This is a genomic window from Cellulomonas sp. P4_B5_2 (genome assembly GCF_056402235.1).
Genome location: NZ_JBFUHU010000027.1, coordinates 1 through 18200, shown reverse-complemented (window position 1 = coordinate 18200; position 18200 = coordinate 1). Strand labels below are relative to the sequence as shown.

Genomic DNA, 18200 nt, shown 5'->3' with positions numbered 1-18200 from the left:
CGCCGCGGCCTGCCGCTGGTCGTCAGCGTCGGCCCGCGCCACCGGGTCAAGGGGATGGCGACGCTCGTGCAGGCCTGGGCCGGCGCCGGTCTGCGCGACCGGGCGAACCTGCTCGTCGTCGGGGGCGATCTCGACCACCCGTCGGCCGACGAGCGCGACCAGCTCGACGTCATCGACGCGATCGTCCCGGCCGCCGAGCGTGCGAGTGCCGGGCTGCTGCTGGCGGGCCACCGGCCCAACGACGTGGTGGTGCGCTGGATGGCGGCGGCGCGCACCGGCCTGCCGGGACTGAGCGCACCGCGCGGCATCTACGTGTGCGCGAGCCTCAAGGAGGAGTTCGGCATCGCACTCCTCGAGGCGATGGCGTCCGGCCTGCTGGTCGTGGCCCCGGACGGCGGAGGGCCTGCCACGTACGTCGAGGAGGGCATCACCGGCTTCCTGACCGCGACGTGGGACGTCGACCGCCTGGCGTCGACGGTCGGTGTCGCTCTGGACGCGTCGCTCGCCGAGACGGACGGGCGGCGCGCCGCGCGGTCCCTCGCAACGGTCGAGGCGAGCTTCACCATCCAGCGGATGGCGGGCATGCTCGACGACGTCTACACCCGAGTCGCGGCCGAGGAGCGCGCCGCGCGGTCCTCGCTGGTCGGTGCGGCGTGACCCTCCTCGTCCTCAGCCCCGACTACGCCTCCCACGTGCTCCCGCTCGCGGCGCTCGGCGCGGCGTGGCGGGACGCGGGGGAGCGGGTCGTCGTCGCGTCCGGACCGGCCACCGCCGGGATCGTGGAGGAGTTCGGGTACGAGCGGGAGCACCTGCAGCTGGGTCGCGGCTCGAACCCCGGCGTGATCCGCGCCGACGAGCAGCCCCGGGACGAGGCCGACTCGCTCCGGGGCTTCTTCGACGCCACACGGCAGGGGATGGTCCCGACGCTGGCCTACCAGGCGCGCGAACGCCTGGTCGACCTCATGTGGCGGCCCGTCGAGAAGGCCCGCGCCACGCTCGAGGTGATCGACCGGGTGCGTCCCGACGCGATCCTGGTCGACCACCTCGCCTACAGCGCGCGCCTGGCGCTCTGGGCCGCGGACGTCCCGCACGCCGACGTGGTGCTCGGCCACCCGACCGCCCTGCCCGTGGGCGACGAGGTGTACGGGTTCCCGTCCGGCTGGCCGCGGGCGTTCCGGCCCGACCCGGCAGAGCTGGACCAGCTCGACGTGCTGTGCCGCCGGGTCGCGACGAGGTTCACCGACGAGTGGAACGGGGCGGCCGCGCAGCTGGACCCCGGCCTGCCCGCGGTGCCGGACGCKTTCTCCCAGCACGGGCCGCTGGTGCTCTACCACTACCCGGAGGAGCTCGCGGCGCCGGGACGGGCCGCGGCGCTCCCGCCGCACCGGTACCTCGGCGGCTCGCTGCGCGCCGAGCCCGCGGACGCCGAGGTCGACGCCTGGCTGAGCTCGGCCGAGCCGTTCGTGTACGTGAGCTTCGGGAGCTTCTTGTCGGTCCGCGGGGACGTGCTGGCGCGGGTGGCCACGGCTCTGCGGGGTGCGGGAGTGCGCGCCGCGATCGCCAGCGGGTCCACGCCGGTCGCCCAGCTGGGCGAGCTGCCCGCGGGATGGCTGGTGCGCGAGTACCTGCCACAGGTGCGGCTCCTGCGCGCCGCGGCCGCCACCGTGACGCACGGCGGCAACAACTCGGTCACGGAGGCGGTCGCCACGGCCACGCCGCTGCTCGTCCTGCCGTTCTCCACGGACCAGTTCGYCGGCGCGGCGGCCGTCGAGCGCGCTGGCGTCGGTGAGGCGCTGGACCCGAACACGGCCTCGGTGGCGGAGATCCGGTCGGCGCTCGAACGCCTGCTCTCGTTGGCGGGGCCGGGCGTGCAGGTGCTGCGTTCGGCGGCGGGCGCGCTCGAGGCGCAGCCGGGTCCTACCCGGGCGTACCGGGCCGTCACGCGGTGACGTCCTCGCATCCCCCGGCGACGAGGGTGCGCGTCCACGTGTCCGCCAGCCGGTCCCCGAAGCGCTCGGCCGTCCACCCGCGCTCGTGCACCAGCAGCGCCCAGTACTCCGGGCCGTTCATGCTCCAGACCAGGTCCGCCATCTCGTCGTCGGCGAGGTCGGCGCGCAGCTCGCCCGTCTCGCGCAGGTCCGCGACGAAGTCCCGCATGTTCGCGGCGCGCCGCGAGGAGATGGTCTCCCAGAGCGCCCGGCAGTCCGCATCGGTGGCGGCGGCCTCGCGCAGGGCCAGGTAGACCGGCCCGAGCCGATCCTGGATCTGTGCGACGGCGTGGGCGTAGATCGCGATCTTCGCCCGGGCCGTCGGGGCCTCCCGGACCTGGCGCACGTACTCCCGCTGCGTGGCGGGAACCGCGTGGTCGGTCCCGGAGAGGGACGCCTCCACGACCTCGCGCAGGAGCTCGGGCTTGCGACCGACCGCCGCGTAGACCGTGTCGACCGCCACCTGCGCACGGGCGGCGACGGCGCCGACGGTCGTGGCCGCGTACCCCTCGCTGAGGAACAGGTCGCGCGCCGACCGCACGACTGCCGACCGGGTGGCAGCGGCCTGTTCCGCCCGCTTGGGGGAGCGGTAGGGCCGAGCGTTGACGTCACGAGGCATCCGCCATACCCTCCAGTAATTCGTCCGAAACGTCTTCGGACGAACGGTACCAGGCTGGCAGAGGGAGCGGCATGAACGTCGAGAGCGTGCAGACCGTGATCGTCGGCGGCGGGCAGGCGGGCCTGGCGGCCAGCCACGAGCTGTCGGCGCGCGGCCTGCCCCACGTGGTCCTCGAAGGAGGCGACCGGGTCGGCGACTCCTGGCGTCACCGCTGGGACTCGCTCCGGCTGTTCACCCCGGCTCGCTACGACGGGCTCCCCGGACGTCCGTTCCCGGGCGGCCCGTGGTCCCTGCCCACCAAGGACCAGCTCGCCGACTACCTCGAGTCCTACGCCGCCGACCTGCAGCTGCCGGTGCGGACCGGCGTGCGCGTGCGCGGCGTGACCCGGTCGGGCGAGGGGTTCCTCGTCGAGTCCGACGAGCGCGCGTGGCACGCCCAGAACGTCGTGGTCGCCACCGGTTTCGACCGCGTGCCGCGGGTCCCGGCGTTCGCGGCGGACGTGCGACCGGACGTCGTGCAGCTCGACGCGGGCAGCTACCGGGTGCCGGAGCAGGCGGGCCCGGGCGCCGTCCTGGTCGTCGGCGCCGGCAACTCGGGCGCGGACATCGCCCTCGAGCTGGCGGCGACGCACCGCACCTTCCTGTCCGGCCGGCACCCCGGCCAGATCCCGTGGCCGATCGAGCAGCCCCTGGCTCGGCCCCTGAACCGGCTCGCGTTCTGGGCCTTCGGGCACGTGCTGACCACGAGCACCCCGATCGGCCGGCGTGCCCGTGCCGACGTCCTCGCGCACAGCGGCCCGCTGATCCGGGTCCGGTCGAAGGACCTCGCAGCCGCAGGCGTCGAGCGGGTGCCGCGGACCACGGGCGTCCGCGACGGGCTGCCCGCGCTCGACGACGGTCGGACGCTGGATGTCTCCACGATCGTCTGGTGCACCGGGTTCGACCCGGACCACAGCTGGATCGACCTGCCGGTGTTCGGCGCCGACGGCGTGCTGCAGCACGAGCGGGGCGTGACCGCCGAGCACGGGCTGTACTTCCTCGGCCTCGTGTTCCAGCACTCTCTGGCCTCCTCGATGGTCCACGGCGTCGGGGCTGATGCGGCCTACATCGCCGGCCAGGTCGCGGACCGCGTCGCGAGCGAGACGGCGGCCGTGCCTGCGTAGCCGCTACGGTGCGGTATGACCGCGGGGAGCCGACTCGGTGACTACCTGCGGGCGCGGCGCGACCGGCTCCAACCGCAGGACGTCGGTCTGGTGGTGGGCCCGGGCGCGCGCCGGGTCCCGGGTCTGAGGCGCGAAGAGGTCGCCGTCCTGGCCGGCGTGAGCACGAACTACTACCTCCGCCTCGAGCAGGGCCGCGACGCCAACCCCTCCAGCCAGGTGCTGGACGCCCTGGCGCGCGCCCTGCGGCTCGATGCCGTCGCCACCGACCACCTCCGCGCGCTCGCGCGGCCGGCGGAGCTCCCCGTCGCCCCCGATCACGCCGACGTCGTCGACGAGGCGATCCTCTGGCTCATCGACTCGTGGCCGCTCACCGCCGCGGTGGTGCACAGCCGGCACGTCGACGTGCTCGCCTCGAACGCCCTGGCGCGCCGGCTGAACCCGAGCTTCCGCGTCGGTGTCAACAGCGTCCTGTCGCTCTTCACGGACTCGGCCGAGCGACTGTTCCACGCGGACTGGGACGGCCTGGCCGCCCGTTCGGTCGCCCTGCTGCGGGGGATGACCCAGTCCCGCGTCGGGGACGCCCGACTGGACGAGCTCGTCGCGGAGGGCTCCGCGAGCAGCGCGCTGTTCCGGGAGCTCTGGGAACGCCAGGACGTCCGCCGCGTCGGGACCGGCACGCACGTCCTGCGCCACCCGCTCGTCGGCGAGCTGCGCCTGAGCTATCTGCGACTGCCTCTGGTCGACACCGACGGTCAGTCGCTCTTCCTCTACAACGCGGAGCCGGGGTCTCCCAGCGCGGCGGCGATGCAGCGGCTGGCGGACTCTGGGTGGGACCAGCAGGGACAGGAAACGGCCACGCGCGAGGTCTAGCGTCGCCCTCGTGGACCTCCATCTGGCGGGCAAGGTCGCGGTCGTCACCGGCGCGAGCAAGGGCATCGGCCTCGCGGTCACGCGTGCGCTCGTCGCCGAGGGTGTGAACGTGGTCGCGGGCGCCCGCACGATCACGGACGAGCTCGTCGCCCTGTCCGACACGGGGCAGGTCCTAGCCGTCGCGGTCGACCTCGCCGACGCCGACACCCCGGCGGAGCTGGTGTCCCGGTCCGCGCACTTCGGTGGGCTGGACATCCTCGTGAACAACGTCGGCGCCGTCACCCCGCGCACGAGCGGCTTTCTCGACGTCAGCGACGACGACTGGCACGCCACCCTCAACCTCACCCTGATGGCCGCCGTCCGTACGACGCGTGCCGCCATCCCCCTGCTCCTCGACCGCGGCGCCGGCACCGTGGTGACGATCTGCTCGGTCAACGCCTACCTGCCCGATCCCGGGGTGATCGACTACTCGGCCACCAAGGCGGCGGTCTGGAACCTGTCCAAGTCGCTGTCCAAGGAGTTCGGGCCGCGGGGTCTGCGTTTCAACACCGTCAGCCCCGGACCGGTGTCGACGCCCCTCTGGCTCGGCGAGGGCGGGGTCGCGGCGACGGTGGCGGCGAGCATGGGCATCTCGTTCGACGAGGCCCGGACGCGGATCATCGACAGCGCCGGCGGGTTCTCGACCGGCCGCTTCACGGAACCGGAGGAGGTCGCCGACCTCGTCCTGCTGCTGGCCAGCGACCGCGCGGGCAACATCACCGGATCCGACGTGCTCATCGACGGCGGCTTCGCCAAGCAGCTCTGACCACCCTCTGAAGGAGCACCCATGTCGAGAACCCCGGTCGTCTTCATCCACGGTCTCTGGATCCACTCGTCGGCCTGGGCGCCGTGGCTCGAGCTCTTCGCCTCGCGCGGGTACGACCCGAGCGCGCCGGGCTGGCCCGGTGACGCGGACACGGTCGCGGAGACGCGTGCCGCTGCGGACGCCCTCGACGACGTCGGGATCGAGCAGATCTGCCACCACTACGCCGACGTCATCGAGACGCTCGACGCCAAGCCCATCGTCATCGGGCACTCCTTCGGTGGGCTGATCGCGCAGGAGCTGCTGGCCAACGACCTGGCCGTCGCCGCCGTCGCCATCGACCCGGCACCCATCAAGGGCGTCAAGACGCTGCCGTTCTCGCAGCTGCGCTCGGGCTTCCCGGTGCTCGGCAACCCGGCGAACAAGAAGCGGACCGTCTCGCTCACGGCCAAGCAGTTCCGGTACAGCTTCGGCAACACCCTGACCGAGGAGGAGTCCGACGCGCTGTTCGAGGCGTGGACCATCCCCGGGCCGGGTCGCCCGCTCTTCGAGGACGCCACGGCGAACTTCCGGCGGAACTCGCCCGCCAGGGTCGACACCCACCACGCCGTCCGCGGCCCGCTGCTGCTCACCTCCGGCAGCGAGGACCACACGGTGCCCAGGTCGGTCACCCTCGAGGTCGCGAAGATGTACGCGGACAACCCGAGCTCGATCACCGAGTACCACGAGTTCCCCGGCCGCGGGCACTCGCTGACGATCGATGCCGGGTGGCGGGACGTCGCCGACGTGGCCCTCGAGTGGCTCTCCGCGCAGCGCCTGGACGTCCCGGCCGCCGAGAGCGCCTAGAGGCCGAACACCTCGGCGGGCCTGCCGCGGACCAGGTCCACCACGGCGTCGGCCGCCTCGTCCTCGTCGAGCCGGTGGTCCGCCACGAGCCCCGCGAGGTAGCCGGCGTCGAGCCGGCGCGCCATGTCGTGCCGCGCCGGGATCGAGCAGATGGCCCGGGTGTCGTCGATGAACCCGCTGGTCCGGGACAACCCGGCGGTCTCGGAGACGGCGGACCGCCAGCGCCGGATGGCGTCGGGAGCGTCGAGGAACCACCAGGGCGCGCCGACGTACACGGACGGGTAGAAGCCTGCCAGTGGCGCGAGCTCGCGGGAGAACACCGACTCGTCGAGCGTGAAGAGCACCAGCGTGAGGTTCGGGTGGGTGCCGTAGCGCTCGAGGAGCGGACGCAGCGCATCCGTGAAGGCGCCCGGCAGGGGCAGGTCGTGCCCGGTGTCCGGGCCGAACCGGGCGCCGGTCGGCCGGTGGTGTCCGCGGCGAACCCCGGGGTGGAGGGTCATGGTCAGACCGTCCTGCGTCGCCATGCGGGCCATCTCCAGCAGCATGTGCCGGCGCAGGGCGGTCGTCTGGAGCTCCGGTGCCTGGCCGGCCAGCGCCGCGCGGTAGATCCGCTCCGCCTCCACCGCGTCGAGCGGCTCGGTGCCGACATCCTCGTGGCTGTGGTCGGTGGACACGCCCCCGTGCCGCCGGAAGTGCTCGCGCCGGTCCTCCATCGCGGCCACCCACCCCGCGTAGGAGCCGGTGTCCACCCCTGCGACCGCGCCCAGGTGGAGCACGTCGCGTGCCCAGTCGGGGCGCCCGGCCTCGAGGTACCTGTCGGGCCGGAACGTCGGCACCACCCGGCCGGTGAAGGTCGGGTCGTCCCGCAGGGCCGCGTGCGCTGCCAGGTCGTCCGCCGGGTCGTCGGTGGTGGCGAGGACCTCGATCCGGAACCGGTCGAACAGCGCCCGTGGCCGGAACGTGGGTTGCACGAGCTGGTCGGCGATCCCGTCGTAGAGGTCGTCGGCCGTCTCGGCGCTCGGCCGGACGTCCAGACCGAACACGTCGACCAACGCGCTCTCCAGCCAGTACTTCACAGGCGTGCCGCGGTAGACCGACCAGTTCTGGCAGAGCAGCCGCCAGGCCTCGCGGGCTGCCGCGGGGGACAGGGTGCCCTGCCCCACCCCGAGCCGGTCGAGCGGGACGCCGGACGCGTGCAGCAGGCGGGTGACGTAGTGGTCGGGGGTGACCAGCAACGACGTCGGGTCGGTGAACGGCTGGTCGTCCAGGAGCAGCCGGGCCTCGACGTGCCCGTGCGGGGACAGGATCGGCAGGTCGCGGACCTCGTCGTAGAGGCGCCGGGCGATGGAACGGACCTCGGGGGCGGTGGGCAGCAGCCGGTCCGGGTGGAGGCGCAGGGCCTCGGTGGTGGCGATCGACACGGTCAGTCCTCCCGTGCGGCGCGACGCGCGGCGACCTCGGCCACCATGGTGCGGAACCGGGTCTCGGTCAGCGGGTAGAAGATCATGATCAGGACGCCGACGAGGATGAACGCGGCAGGGACGAAGCCGGCGATGAAGCGGATGCCGTCCTGCGTCGCCTCGCTCTGGACCTCCTGCTGCGCGATGTACCCGACGAAGCCGAGCCCGTACGCGGCAGCTGCACCACCGACGGCCTGCCCGACCTTGCGGGTGAACGAGAAGACCGCGTAGGTGGTGCCCTCGGTCCGCACGCCGGTCCGCCACTCGCCGTACTCGACGGTGTCGGCCTCCAGCGCCCACATCAGGGTGTTCACGGCCGCCATGCCGACCCCGTAGAGGCCGAAGAACGCGATGGCCAGGCCGGGACGGCTGGACGGGGTGAGGGCGATGCCGAGCGCCGCGACGATCGCGATGATGCTGGCGGAGATGTACGCCGGCTTCTTGCCGACGGCCCGCACGATCCGGGGGATGAAGCCGGCGACCACGAACATCACGCCGGTGCTCACGACCGTGAGGATGATGAAGTAGTTGGCGTCACCCAGCACGTCGCGGGCGTAGTACGCCTGCACGGTCTGGAGCGTGAACATGCCGACCAGGAACGACAGCGCGCTGAGGCAGAGCATGAGCAGCGGGCGGTTGCCCTTGAGGGTCCCGAGGCTCTGCTTGAGGGTCACGTGCGCCACGTCGCGGGCCACGCGCTCCTTCGACGTGGAGAACAGCAGCATGTAGAGGCCGAACCCGATGACGACGAACAGCAGCGTGGTCAAGGTGAGCGACTGCTGCAGGTTGTCGGAGTTCTTGATCTGCGGCGCGACGATGAAGGCCAGCGCGATGATCGTCGCCGCGGTACCCATCGAGCGGAAGCTGGCCAGCCGGGCGCGCTCCACGGGCTCCTGCGTCATGGCCGAGGCCAGGGAGCCGTACGGGATGTTCACCAGGCTGTACGCCAGGCCGAGCAGCGCGTACGTGGCGTAGGCGTAGATGAGCTTGCCCGTGCCGCCCAGGCCGCCGGGGACCGTGAAGGTCGCCACGGAGAGCAGCAGCAGGGGGAGCGAGCCGAACAGGAAGAACGGCCGGAACTTGCCCCACCGGGTCATGGTCTTGTCGACCTGGCGGCCCGCCCAGATGTCGGCGAACGCGTCCCAGACCCGCACGACGAGGAACAGCGTCCCCGCGGCGGCGGCCGAGATGCCGACCACGTCGGTGTAGTAGAGCAGCAGGAACATCGACGTCATCGAGAACGCCAGGTTGTTGCCCGCGTCGCCGGCGGCGTACCCGAGGTACGTGCGGAACCGGAGCTTCGGAGCGGGGGACGTGCTGGGGGTGGTGATCGGGTCGGAGACAGCGACGGTGCTGGTCATGTCGACTCCTCGGTCGGGCCGCGGGGCGGCAGGGTTGCGGGGATGAGGGCTGGTCATGGCTTCGTGGTCCAGCGGCGGCGCAGCACGTGCGCGGCGGCCTTCGGGCGGCGGTCACGGGTGAACACGCCCTTCTTGTTGCCGTCCACCCGGAACACGGAGGTGGAGGACGTGGCGAAGTCGGCGAAGTTCCACACCTGCTCGCCGACGACGGCGTCGACCGCGTCGAACACGCGGTGGTTCATGTCCAGGTACTCGACCTGGTACTCCTCGGACCACGGCTGCGGGGTCAGGGAGTGCACGCCGGCGACGGTGTCGGCGCCGTACTCGGTGATGATGATCGGCTTGCCCTCGGTGGCCCACTGCTGGAGCTCGGACAGCCACGCGGCCTCGGCGGCGACCAGGTCGCCCGTGTTGACGTACCAGCCGTAGTACCGGTTGAGCATGAGCACGTCGCCCAGTTCGGACACCTGGCACGTGCCGTGCGGCGCGAGCATCACGTTGACGAAGCCGACCGGACGGCTGGTGTCCAGCTCGCGGGTCAGGGCGAACAGCGGCTCGAAGTACGCGCGCGCCGCGTCGGTGTCGGACTCGGGCTCGTTGGCGATCGACCAGAGCACGACGCTCGGGTGGTTCTTGTCCCGCGTGATCAGCTCCCGGATCGCCTGCTTGTGGGCCTCCTGGCTCACGTCGTTGACGGTCTCGGGGGAGAAGGTGGTGTAGTTCTGGCCGCCGAAGATGCCGCCGGCCAGGCCCATGTTCTGCCCGACCGCGGCGACCTCGTCGATGACGACGATGCCCGTGCGGTCCGCGTAGTCGTAGACCTCCTCGGCGTACGGGTAGTGCGCCGTGCGGAACGAGTTGGCGCCGATCCAGTCGAGCAGCTCGAAGTCGTGCACCAGGAAGGCGTCGTCGTGGCCCTTGCCGCGCACGGCGGAGTCCTCGTGCTTGCCGAAGCCCTGGAAGTAGAACGGCTCGCCGTTGATGAGGAACTGCGTCCCGCGCACCTCGACCGTGCGGATCCCGACGCTCTGGTGGTAGCTGTCGATCGAGGCGCCCGATGCGTCCACCAGCTCGACTTCGGCGTCGTAGAGGTAGCCGTCGCCGGGAGCCCACAGGTGGGCGTCGGGGACCTCGAGCTCACCGCGCGAGCCCTCGGCGGTCGCGACGGTCACCCCGTCCGCGTCCCGCAGCGTCACCCGCACCGCGGCATCGCCGGCCACGGTCACCGCGTAGGCGACGACCCCCGTGGAGCCGCGGCGGTCGGTCGTGACCACGACGTCGTCGACGTAGGTGGTCGGCGTCGCGTACAGCCAGACCGACCGGTGCAGGCCGGCGTAGTTGAAGAAGTCGTGGAAGTACTGCTGCCGGCGGCCCTGCGGCGTCTCGTGCACGATGCCCGGGGGGATCGTCTGGAACGTCAGCTCGTTGTTCACCACGATCGTCACGCGGACCTCGTCGCCGGGGGAGACGAGCGCGGTGACGTCGGCCTCGAACGGCGTGTAGCCGCCCTCGTGGCGTGCCACCTCGGTGTCGCCGACCCAGACGACCGCGGCGTGCGTCGCCGAGTCGAACYGGAGCGCGACGCGCTGCCCGGCCCAGCCGCGGGGGACCCGCACGGTGGTCTGGTACCAGGCGTCGCCCACGTGGTCGCGTCCGGTCGTCCCGACGAGCACGTCGTTGTAGCTCGCCGGGACGGGCATGGACCGGGCCTCGGCCAGCGGACCCTCGTGCCAGCCCTGCTGACGGCCGGCGCCCGTGGCGTCGAGGCGGAAGTCCCACAAGCCGTTCAGGGACTTGCGCTCGCGGCTCACGGTGTCCTGGGGACGAAGCATCGGTGCTCTCCTCTCATCGCCGGCGAGGCATCTGCGCATCGGCCGGTGTTCTCATTGAGGACCCGTGATCCCGGGACGACAAGCGGTTGCCATGACTTGTCGCGGTGCCTACCGTTCGAGGCGTGGACGAGCACAAGGTGCCGACGATCTACGACGTGGCCGCGGCTTGCGGCGTCGCTCCGTCCACCGTCTCCCGGGCGTTCTCACGGCCGGGGAGGGTCAACGCCGAGACCGCCGCCAGGATCCGCCAGGTCGCCGAGGAGATGGGCTACCGCGCCAACCCGCTGGCGCGGGCGCTGCCCACCGGCAAGACGTCGCTGCTGGCGCTGGTGGTCTCGGACGTGACCAACCCGTTCTACTTCGAGATCATCCGCGGTGCGGAGATGGCCGCGACGGAGGCGGACTACACGCTCCTGGTCGCGGACGTGCACGAGTCCGCGACCGCCGAGCGCAAGGCGCTGGAGCGCGCGCTGCCGCTGGTCGAGGGCGTCGTGCTCGGGACGTCCMGCATGTCGGACTCGGCCATCCGCGTGATGGCGCAGCAGCGCCCGACCGTCGTGCTCAACCGGGTGCTCACCGGGATCCCGAGCGTGATCACCGACAACGCCCGGGGCGCGCGGCGCGCCGTGGAGCATCTGGCGTCGCTCGAGCACCGGGCCATCGGCTACCTCGCCGGACCGGAGGCGTCCTGGGCCGACGGGATGCGCTGGCGCGCGATGCGCGAGGCAGCGGAGATGCTGGACCTCCGGGTGCAGAGGTTCGGTCCGTTCGCGCCGACGCTCGCCGGAGGCGGGGAGGCGGCGGCCGTCATCGCAGCCTCGAACGTCACCGCGGTCGTGGCGTACAACGACCTCGTCGCGATCGGGCTGATGCGCGGGCTCGCGGCGCTCGACGTGCGAGTGCCACGGGACGTCAGCGTGGTCGGCTTCGACAACATCTTCGGTGCCGAGATCTGCTCGCCTGCGCTGACCACCGTGGCCGCGCCGCTGGCGGCGCTCGGCAAGTACGCGGTGCAGACGCTGCTGGCCGGGATGTCGTCGCGCACGCCTCCCCAGGTGCGTCCCGCGCTGCTGCCGGCCGAGCTCGTCGTGCGGGACTCGACGGCGCGGCGCGCGCGACGACGGCGGTCGTGACGGTTCGACAGGACAAGTCATGGCAACCGATTGCCATCGCCGCGGCGGGTGGCGCTCAATGGTGGAGGACCGACGAGGGTCCGACGACCAGGAGGTGAGCCGTGCACGACGGAACAGGCTGGGAGCGCACCGAGCCCCCCGCACCGGTGCGGATCGTGCACCTCGGGCTGGGAGCCTTCGCCCGGGCACACCTCCTCTGGTACACCCAGGGGGCGAACGAGGTGGGCGGTGCCGAGCAGTGGGGCGTCGCGGCCYTCACCGGCAGGTCCGCCGCCGCCGCCGAGACGCTCGCACGGCAGGACGGGCGCTACACGCTGCTGGTCCGCTCACCCGAGGGCGACGCGCCGACGACGATCGACGCCCTGGTGGCGGTCCACGACGGCGCGGACGCCGACGCCTGGCGCGAGTACTTCCGCCGGCGCGAGGTCGGTGTCGTCACCCTGACCGTGACCGAGGCCGGCTACCGACGCACGTCCGCGGGCGAGATCGACCGCCACGATCCCGACGTCGCGTCCGACATCGAGCGGCTCCGCGACGGGTCGCCGGCCGTGACCGCGCCGGGCCGGCTCGTCGACGGCCTGCGGGCCCGCCGCGCGTCGGGGAGCGGTCCGATCGCCATCGTGAGCTGCGACAACCTCCCGGACAACGGCCGCGTGGCTCGTCGGGTCACGCTGGAGCTGGCCTCGGCGGTGGACGAGTCGCTCGCCGCCTGGATCGAGGAGCACGTCTCGTTCGTCTCCACGATGGTCGACCGGATCACGCCGGCCACCACCGAGGCGGACCGCGCGATCGTGCGGAAGCTGACGGGACGCGAGGACCGTTCCCCGGTGGTCACCGAGCCGTTCAGCGAGTGGGTGCTCGACGGCGAGTTCCCGGCGGGTCGTCCGCGGTGGGAGGTCGCCGGCGCGCAGCTCGTGGACGACCTCGAGCCGTACGAGCGCCGCAAGCTCTGGCTGCTCAACGCCGGCCACTCGCTGCTCGCGTACGAGGGCCTGGCCCGCGGCCTGTCCACGGTGGCCGAGGCCTTCGCCGACCCGGCCTGCCGCGCCGAGCTCGAGCAGCTGTGGACCGAGGCGGCCGAGGTCCTCCCGCTGTCCGTGCAGGACACGACCGCTGCTCTGCGGACCCGGTTCGCCAACGCCCGCATCGAGCACCGGCTCGCGCAGATCGCCAAGGACGGGTCCGTGAAGCTTCCCGTCCGGATCATGGCCGTCGCGCAGGAGCGCGCCACCGCGGGCCTCCCCGTCGGACGCGCGGCTGCAGGGGTCGTCGCCGCCTGGATCCATCACCTCGAGACCGTCGACCCGTCGTCGTCCGACCCCGGCGCCGCCGATCTCGCCGCCCGGCTGCGCGACCAGGGCAGCTCGGCCCGCGCCGCCCTGGCCCTCGAGCTCATCGCCCCGCGACTCGCCCGCAAGGACGTCTTCGCCCGGCACGTGTCCGAGCGGCTCGCCGTCCACCGTCCCGCCCATCCCACCCTCGCAGGAGCCCGACCATGAAGATCGTCACCGCCGACGTCATCGTCACCAGCCCGAACCGCAACTTCGTCACCCTGAAGATCACCACCGACGACGGCCTGACCGGTCTCGGCGACGCCACCCTGAACGGCCGCGAGCTCGCTGTGGTCAGCTACCTGCGGGACCACGTCGCCCCGCTGCTGATCGGCCGCGACGCGAGCCGGGTCGAGGACACCTGGCAATTCCTGTACCGCAGCGGGTACTGGCGCCGGGGCCCGGTGACCATGGCCGCGATCGCCGCGGTGGACATGGCCCTCTGGGACATCAAGGGCAAGGCCGCGGGCATGCCGGTCTACCAGCTGCTGGGCGGTGCGAGCCGGAACGGTCTGATGGCGTACGGGCACGCGTCGGGCGTCGACCTGCCGTCCCTCTTCGACTCGATCCGCGAGCACCAGGAGCAGGGCTACCGCTCGATCCGGGTGCAGACCGGGGTCCCCGGCCTGAAGGCCATCTACGGCATCGCCGCGCAGTCGACGGGGGAGGAGCGGTACGACCACGAGCCCGCCCAGCGCGGTGCGTACCCCGCCGAGGAGGACTGGGACACCCGCGCGTACCTGCGGCACCTGCCGACCGTGTTCGAGGCCGTGCGCCACGAGTTCGGGCCGGACCTGCCTCTGCTGCACGACGGGCACCACCGGATGACGCCGATCCAGGCCGCGAGGCTGGGCAAGTCGCTCGAGCCGTACGACCTGTTCTGGCTGGAGGACTGCACGCCGGCCGAGAACCAGGAGGCCCTGCGGCTCGTCCGTCAGCACACCACCACGCCGCTGGCCATCGGCGAGATCTTCAACACCGTGTGGGACTTCCAGTCGCTCATCAAGGAGCAGCTGATCGACTACGTCCGGGCCGCCTCCACCCACTTCGGCGGGATCAGCCCCCTGAAGAAGGTCATGGACTATGCCGCGCAGTACCAGGTGAAGTCCGGGTTCCACGGACCGACGGACATCTCACCGGTGGGTCTCGCCGCCCAGATGCACGTGGGCCTGGCCATCCACAACTTCGGCATCCAGGAGTACATGCAGCACGGGGCCAAGACCAACGCGGTGTTCCAGCAGTCGTTCACCTTCACGGACGGCTACCTGCACCCGGGCGACAACCCCGGGCTCGGGGTGGAGCTGGACGTCGACGAGGCCGGCACGTACCCGTACGAGACCGCCTACCTGCCGTACAACCGGCTGGCTGACGGAACGGTCCACGACTGGTGAGCCACGTCGTCGTCATGGGGGTGTCCGGCTGCGGGAAGTCCACGGTCGGGTCGCTGCTCGCGGACCGGCTCGGCGTCCCGTTCCTCGACGCCGACAGCCTGCACCCGCCCGCCAACCTCGCGAAGATGTCCGGTGGCACGCCGCTCGACGACGCCGACCGGTGGCCCTGGCTCCGGCTCGTCGGGTCCGCGCTGGCGGCGGTGCCGGACGGCACGGTCGTGGCGTGCTCGGCGCTGCGCCGGGCGTACCGGGACGTCCTGCGCGAGGCCGCACCGGACGTCCGCTTCGTGCACCTCGTCGGCACCCACGCGCAGCTGTCGGCGCGTATGCGCTCCCGCGAGGGGCACTTCATGCCGGCGTCCCTGCTGGACACCCAGCTGGCCACGCTCGAGCCGCTCGGACCCGACGAGCGGGGGATCGAGCTCGACTGCACGCTCGATCCGAAGGAGCTGGTGCACCAGGGGTTGCGCGGCGCGCCGGACGGCTCAGGACGTGATGCCCGCCTCGGGACCGGCCCGCAGGCTGTGGTAGAGGTCGAAGGCGACGGCCGCCGCGCCCTCCGCGTCGGACGCGGCGCAGAGGCGGATCAGCTCCTCGTGCCGCTCGACGGAGTCGCGTCCGCCCGGTGAGGCGAACCTGAGCCRCTCGGCGCGGCGCAGCACCGGCGTGAACTGGTCGAGGACCGAGGCGAGCGAGCGGTTGCCGCTGACGGACACCGGCACGGCGTGCAGTGCGTCGTCGGCGCGCAGGGCCGCGTCGGCGTCGCCGTCGGCGATCGCCCGGGCGAACCGGCGGTTCGCGTCTCGCATCTGGGCCAGATCCGCCTCGGTCAGGCTCGGCACCGCCTCCCGGACTGCGAGCTCGTGCATCGCGGCGACCACGTCGCGGGCGTCCCACACGGCGCGCAGGTCGAGTGTCGTCACGGTCGTCGACCGGCCGGGGGACGCCACCACGAGCCCGGCGTGCGCGAGCCGCATCAGCGCCTCGCGCACCGGCGTGCGGCTGACACCGAGCCAGGTGGCCAGCTCCAGGTCCTTCAGCTGCTCGCCCGGCGCGAAGGTTCCGTCGACGATGGAGTCGCGCAGCCGACGGTAGACGTCGTCGCGCAGCAGCGTCCGGTCGACGGCGGGCACGTCCTGTGGGATCGGCATGCGATATATGGCACACGCGACCGTGTCGGACGTCAAGCGGCCGCGGGTCGATGCCTACTTTCGGTCGAGTCGGAGCACCAGCGTCCCGGTGTTCTCCGCGTTGCCGAGCTCCGTCAGCTCCAGCTCGCCGCTCGCGCCCACGTACCGTCCTGTCCCGCCGACGATGGCGAGGGTCTTCACGGGTGCGTTCGAGGCCCGGCCCTGAGCGACGACCTGGCCGTCGCGCAGCTGGTAGGACACCTGGCAGCTGAGGTTGATCGGGGGATCGGCCGGCACGACCGACGTCACGGTGCACGTGCCACCGCCCGCTCCGACGGTCTTCCCGTTCTGGAGCAGCGTGTCCTCGAACACGATCTGGTCGCCCCGGCTGGGGTTGAGCGCGGGGTCGTCGATGGCCGTGACCTCGCGGACGCCCGTGGCACTGAAGTCGAGCAGGAAGAACCCGCTGAACTGCACGTCGAACGTGATCACCCGGTCATGGCCCCGCGACCGGTCGGCCGGAGCAGGCCCGGCGGACCCGGCGGTGAGGACGAGGACGCCGAGGCCGGCGACGACGGCGGTGGTGAGTGCTGTGCGCATGACGACTCCTGACTCCGAGCTCGATGAGCCGCCTGGGTGCGGCTGAGTTCGACGGTCCGCGCTCCGGGGAGGAGCCGTCAAGGTCCCACTCACCCCTGTCGACCGTCGACCGGGATCGCTACCGTGGAGGATGGCTTCCACCCGGGTCGCCGCGGTCCAGGCAGCTCCCGTGCTCATGGATCAGCAGGCGTGCCTCGACAAGGCGGTGCTCCTGATCGGGCAGGCCGCCGCGACCGGCGCCCGCGTGGTGGTCTTCCCGGAGGCGTTCATCCCGGGCACGCCGATCTGGATGGACTCGAGGCCCATCTGGGACGGGGACGAGGAGTGGTTCGCCATGCTCGTCGACCAGGCTGTCGTCGTCCCCGGCCCGGTGACCGAGGCGCTCGGTGACGCGGCCCGCTCCGCTGGTGCCTACGTGGTGATCAACGTCGAGGAGCGGGAGCCGCACGGCGCCACGATCTACAACACCACCCTCCATCTCGGCCCGGACGGCACCCTGCTGGCCAAGCACCGCAAGCTCATGCCCACGGGTTCCGAGCGCACCGTCTGGGGGATGGGCGACGGCTCGACCCTGCCGGTCGTCGACACGCCCTACGGCCGGATCAGCGGGCTGACGTGCTGGGAGAACTACATGCCCCTGGCGCGGTTCTACCTCTATGCGCAGGGCGTCGACATCTGGACCGCGCCGACTCTGGCCGGCGGCGACGCGTGGGTCGCGACCCTGCGCCACATCGCTCGCGAGGGTCGCTGCTGCGTCATCGGCGCGAACCCCTGCACGCACGTCGACCAGATCCCCGCCGATTTCCCGCACCGCGACCAGGTCTGGACGGTCAAGGACGGTGACGGCGGCTGGGTGGAGCCCGGCAACAGCGTGATCGTCGGACCGAACGGCGAGCTGCTCGCCGGCCCGGTTCGTCACGAGGAGTCGATCCTCACCGCCGACGTGGACCTCGCGCACGTCCGTGCGGCGCGGCGGATGTTCGACCCCGCCGGGCACTACAACCGCCCGGACGACTTCCGGCTCACGGTCGACACCCGCCCGCGGCCGGCCTTCACTCTCGGCCACGAACAGCCCTGACACCAGCTGACACCATCGAGGCTTGACGTGACACCACGATGGTGTCACCATGGTGCTATGGACATCGGACAGTACGTCACCGACCTGCAGCGCCAGCTGGTGGAAGCCGCGGAGAACGGCACGGACGAGACCCGTGCCGTCGCCGAGCGCCTCGTCGCCGGGCTCGACGCGGCCGCTCGGCTCGTGCTGCTCGACGTCCTGTCGGCCGCCGCCGGCGAGATCACGCGCGACCTCGCACCCGGCTCCGTCGACCTCCGGCTCCGCGGACGCGAGATCGAGTTCGTGGTGTCCCAGGCCGCCGGCGAGCCCGAGACCGAGGACGCTCCTGCCGCGCCCGTCGACCTCGACGACGTGAGCACCTCACGCACGACGTTGCGTCTGCCCGACGCCCTCAAGGCCCGGGTGGACGAGGCGGCGATCGCTGACGGCCTGTCCGTCAACACGTGGCTCGTCCGCGCGATCGCGGCGGCCCTCCAACCCAAGCAGCGACGCAGCGCGCAGCGGACGCTGCGCACCGGCGACAGCTTCGCCGGCTGGGCGCGCTAACCCGCCCAGCCCTCCGACCCACCAGCCACGCGGACCCGCGGGGCCGGACG

Annotated in this window: 17 protein-coding genes and 1 pseudogene; 12 read left to right on the top strand and 6 right to left on the bottom strand. The window is 72.3% G+C overall.

Features of this window, described 5'->3' with window-relative positions; all coding sequences use genetic code 11:
* Together AC1DUQ_RS03435 and AC1DUQ_RS03430 are read left to right on the top strand one after the other, a co-directional pair.
* Positions 1 to 657 (top strand): glycosyltransferase (locus AC1DUQ_RS03435; protein ID WP_477073392.1); only part of this gene is annotated, 657 nt, incomplete at its 5' end.
* On the top strand, positions 654 to 1949 hold the full coding sequence (locus AC1DUQ_RS03430) for a nucleotide disphospho-sugar-binding domain-containing protein (protein ID WP_477073391.1): 1296 nt from the start codon (positions 654 to 656) through the stop codon (positions 1947 to 1949). The genes AC1DUQ_RS03435 and AC1DUQ_RS03430, both read left to right, overlap by 4 nt.
* On the opposite strand, the gene AC1DUQ_RS03425 is transcribed toward AC1DUQ_RS03430, so the two are convergent.
* Positions 1939 to 2607, bottom strand: coding sequence for a TetR family transcriptional regulator (locus tag AC1DUQ_RS03425; protein ID WP_477061881.1), 669 nt, complete (start codon positions 2605 to 2607; stop codon positions 1939 to 1941). The two genes, AC1DUQ_RS03430 and AC1DUQ_RS03425, sit on opposite strands and share 11 nt — an antisense overlap.
* 71 nt (positions 2608 to 2678) lie before the next feature.
* Here AC1DUQ_RS03425 and AC1DUQ_RS03420 point away from each other — a divergent pair, with 71 nt between their 5' ends.
* From AC1DUQ_RS03420 to AC1DUQ_RS03405, 4 genes are read left to right on the top strand one after another with little or no spacing between them, the layout of a single operon-like run.
* Positions 2679 to 3770, top strand: a complete 1092-nt coding sequence (locus AC1DUQ_RS03420; protein ID WP_477061882.1) for a flavin-containing monooxygenase — start codon at positions 2679 to 2681, stop codon at positions 3768 to 3770.
* A gap of 15 nt (positions 3771 to 3785) precedes the next feature.
* Positions 3786 to 4640, top strand: a complete 855-nt coding sequence (locus AC1DUQ_RS03415) for a helix-turn-helix domain-containing protein (RefSeq protein WP_477061883.1) — start codon at positions 3786 to 3788, stop codon at positions 4638 to 4640.
* Between the two features lie 10 nt (positions 4641 to 4650).
* Positions 4651 to 5445, top strand: a complete 795-nt coding sequence (locus AC1DUQ_RS03410) for an oxidoreductase (RefSeq protein ID WP_477061884.1) — start codon at positions 4651 to 4653, stop codon at positions 5443 to 5445.
* A 21-nt stretch (positions 5446 to 5466) separates the two neighbouring features.
* Complete coding sequence (locus tag AC1DUQ_RS03405) at positions 5467 to 6288, top strand: alpha/beta hydrolase (protein WP_477061885.1); 822 nt, start codon at positions 5467 to 5469, stop codon at positions 6286 to 6288.
* Here the strand turns inward: AC1DUQ_RS03405 and uxaC are convergent.
* Genes uxaC through uidA form a run of 3 tightly spaced genes read right to left on the bottom strand, consistent with a single transcriptional unit; the run spans position 6285 to position 10941 of the window.
* Positions 6285 to 7709 carry a glucuronate isomerase gene (uxaC, locus tag AC1DUQ_RS03400; protein ID WP_477061886.1) on the bottom strand — a complete coding sequence of 475 codons (1425 nt, stop codon included), beginning with the start codon at positions 7707 to 7709 and terminating at the stop codon, positions 6285 to 6287. The two genes, AC1DUQ_RS03405 and uxaC, sit on opposite strands and share 4 nt — an antisense overlap.
* 2 nt (positions 7710 to 7711) lie before the next feature.
* Positions 7712 to 9109 (bottom strand): glucuronide transporter, encoded by a 1398-nt coding sequence (gene uidB, locus AC1DUQ_RS03395; protein ID WP_477061887.1) that lies wholly within the window; start codon positions 9107 to 9109, stop codon positions 7712 to 7714.
* Positions 9110 to 9162: 53 nt separating this feature from the next.
* On the bottom strand, positions 9163 to 10941 hold the full coding sequence (gene uidA / locus AC1DUQ_RS03390; RefSeq protein WP_477073390.1) for a beta-glucuronidase: 1779 nt from the start codon (positions 10939 to 10941) through the stop codon (positions 9163 to 9165).
* Positions 10942 to 11063: 122 nt separating this feature from the next.
* On the opposite strand from uidA, the gene AC1DUQ_RS03385 reads away from it, so the two are divergent.
* The 4 genes and pseudogenes from AC1DUQ_RS03385 to AC1DUQ_RS03370 form a co-directional block, all read left to right on the top strand.
* On the top strand, positions 11064 to 12074 hold the full coding sequence (locus AC1DUQ_RS03385; RefSeq protein ID WP_477073389.1) for a LacI family DNA-binding transcriptional regulator: 1011 nt from the start codon (positions 11064 to 11066) through the stop codon (positions 12072 to 12074).
* A gap of 101 nt (positions 12075 to 12175) precedes the next feature.
* Positions 12176 to 13573 carry a mannitol dehydrogenase family protein gene (locus AC1DUQ_RS03380; protein ID WP_477073388.1) on the top strand — a complete coding sequence of 466 codons (1398 nt, stop codon included), beginning with the start codon at positions 12176 to 12178 and terminating at the stop codon, positions 13571 to 13573.
* Complete coding sequence (gene manD / locus AC1DUQ_RS03375) at positions 13570 to 14796, top strand: D-mannonate dehydratase ManD (protein WP_477061891.1); 1227 nt, start codon at positions 13570 to 13572, stop codon at positions 14794 to 14796. Before AC1DUQ_RS03380 ends, manD begins: the two co-directional genes overlap by 4 nt.
* 14 nt (positions 14797 to 14810) lie before the next feature.
* A pseudogene (locus tag AC1DUQ_RS03370) lies at positions 14811 to 15236 on the top strand (gluconokinase); the annotation flags it as partial.
* A gap of 45 nt (positions 15237 to 15281) precedes the next feature.
* Here the strand turns inward: AC1DUQ_RS03370 and AC1DUQ_RS03365 are convergent.
* Positions 15282 to 15947, bottom strand: a complete 666-nt coding sequence (locus tag AC1DUQ_RS03365) for a GntR family transcriptional regulator (RefSeq protein ID WP_477073387.1) — start codon at positions 15945 to 15947, stop codon at positions 15282 to 15284.
* Positions 15948 to 16001: 54 nt separating this feature from the next.
* Positions 16002 to 16526, bottom strand: coding sequence for an allene oxide cyclase barrel-like domain-containing protein (locus tag AC1DUQ_RS03360; RefSeq protein WP_477061893.1), 525 nt, complete (start codon positions 16524 to 16526; stop codon positions 16002 to 16004).
* Positions 16527 to 16656: 130 nt separating this feature from the next.
* On the opposite strand from AC1DUQ_RS03360, the gene AC1DUQ_RS03355 reads away from it, so the two are divergent.
* Entirely contained in the window at positions 16657 to 17604 is a 948-nt protein-coding gene (locus AC1DUQ_RS03355) for a carbon-nitrogen hydrolase family protein (RefSeq protein WP_477073386.1), read from the top strand.
* 57 nt (positions 17605 to 17661) lie between these two features.
* Positions 17662 to 18150, top strand: coding sequence for a type II toxin-antitoxin system HicB family antitoxin (locus tag AC1DUQ_RS03350; protein ID WP_477061895.1), 489 nt, complete (start codon positions 17662 to 17664; stop codon positions 18148 to 18150).
* Positions 18151 to 18200: the final 50 nt, after the last annotated feature.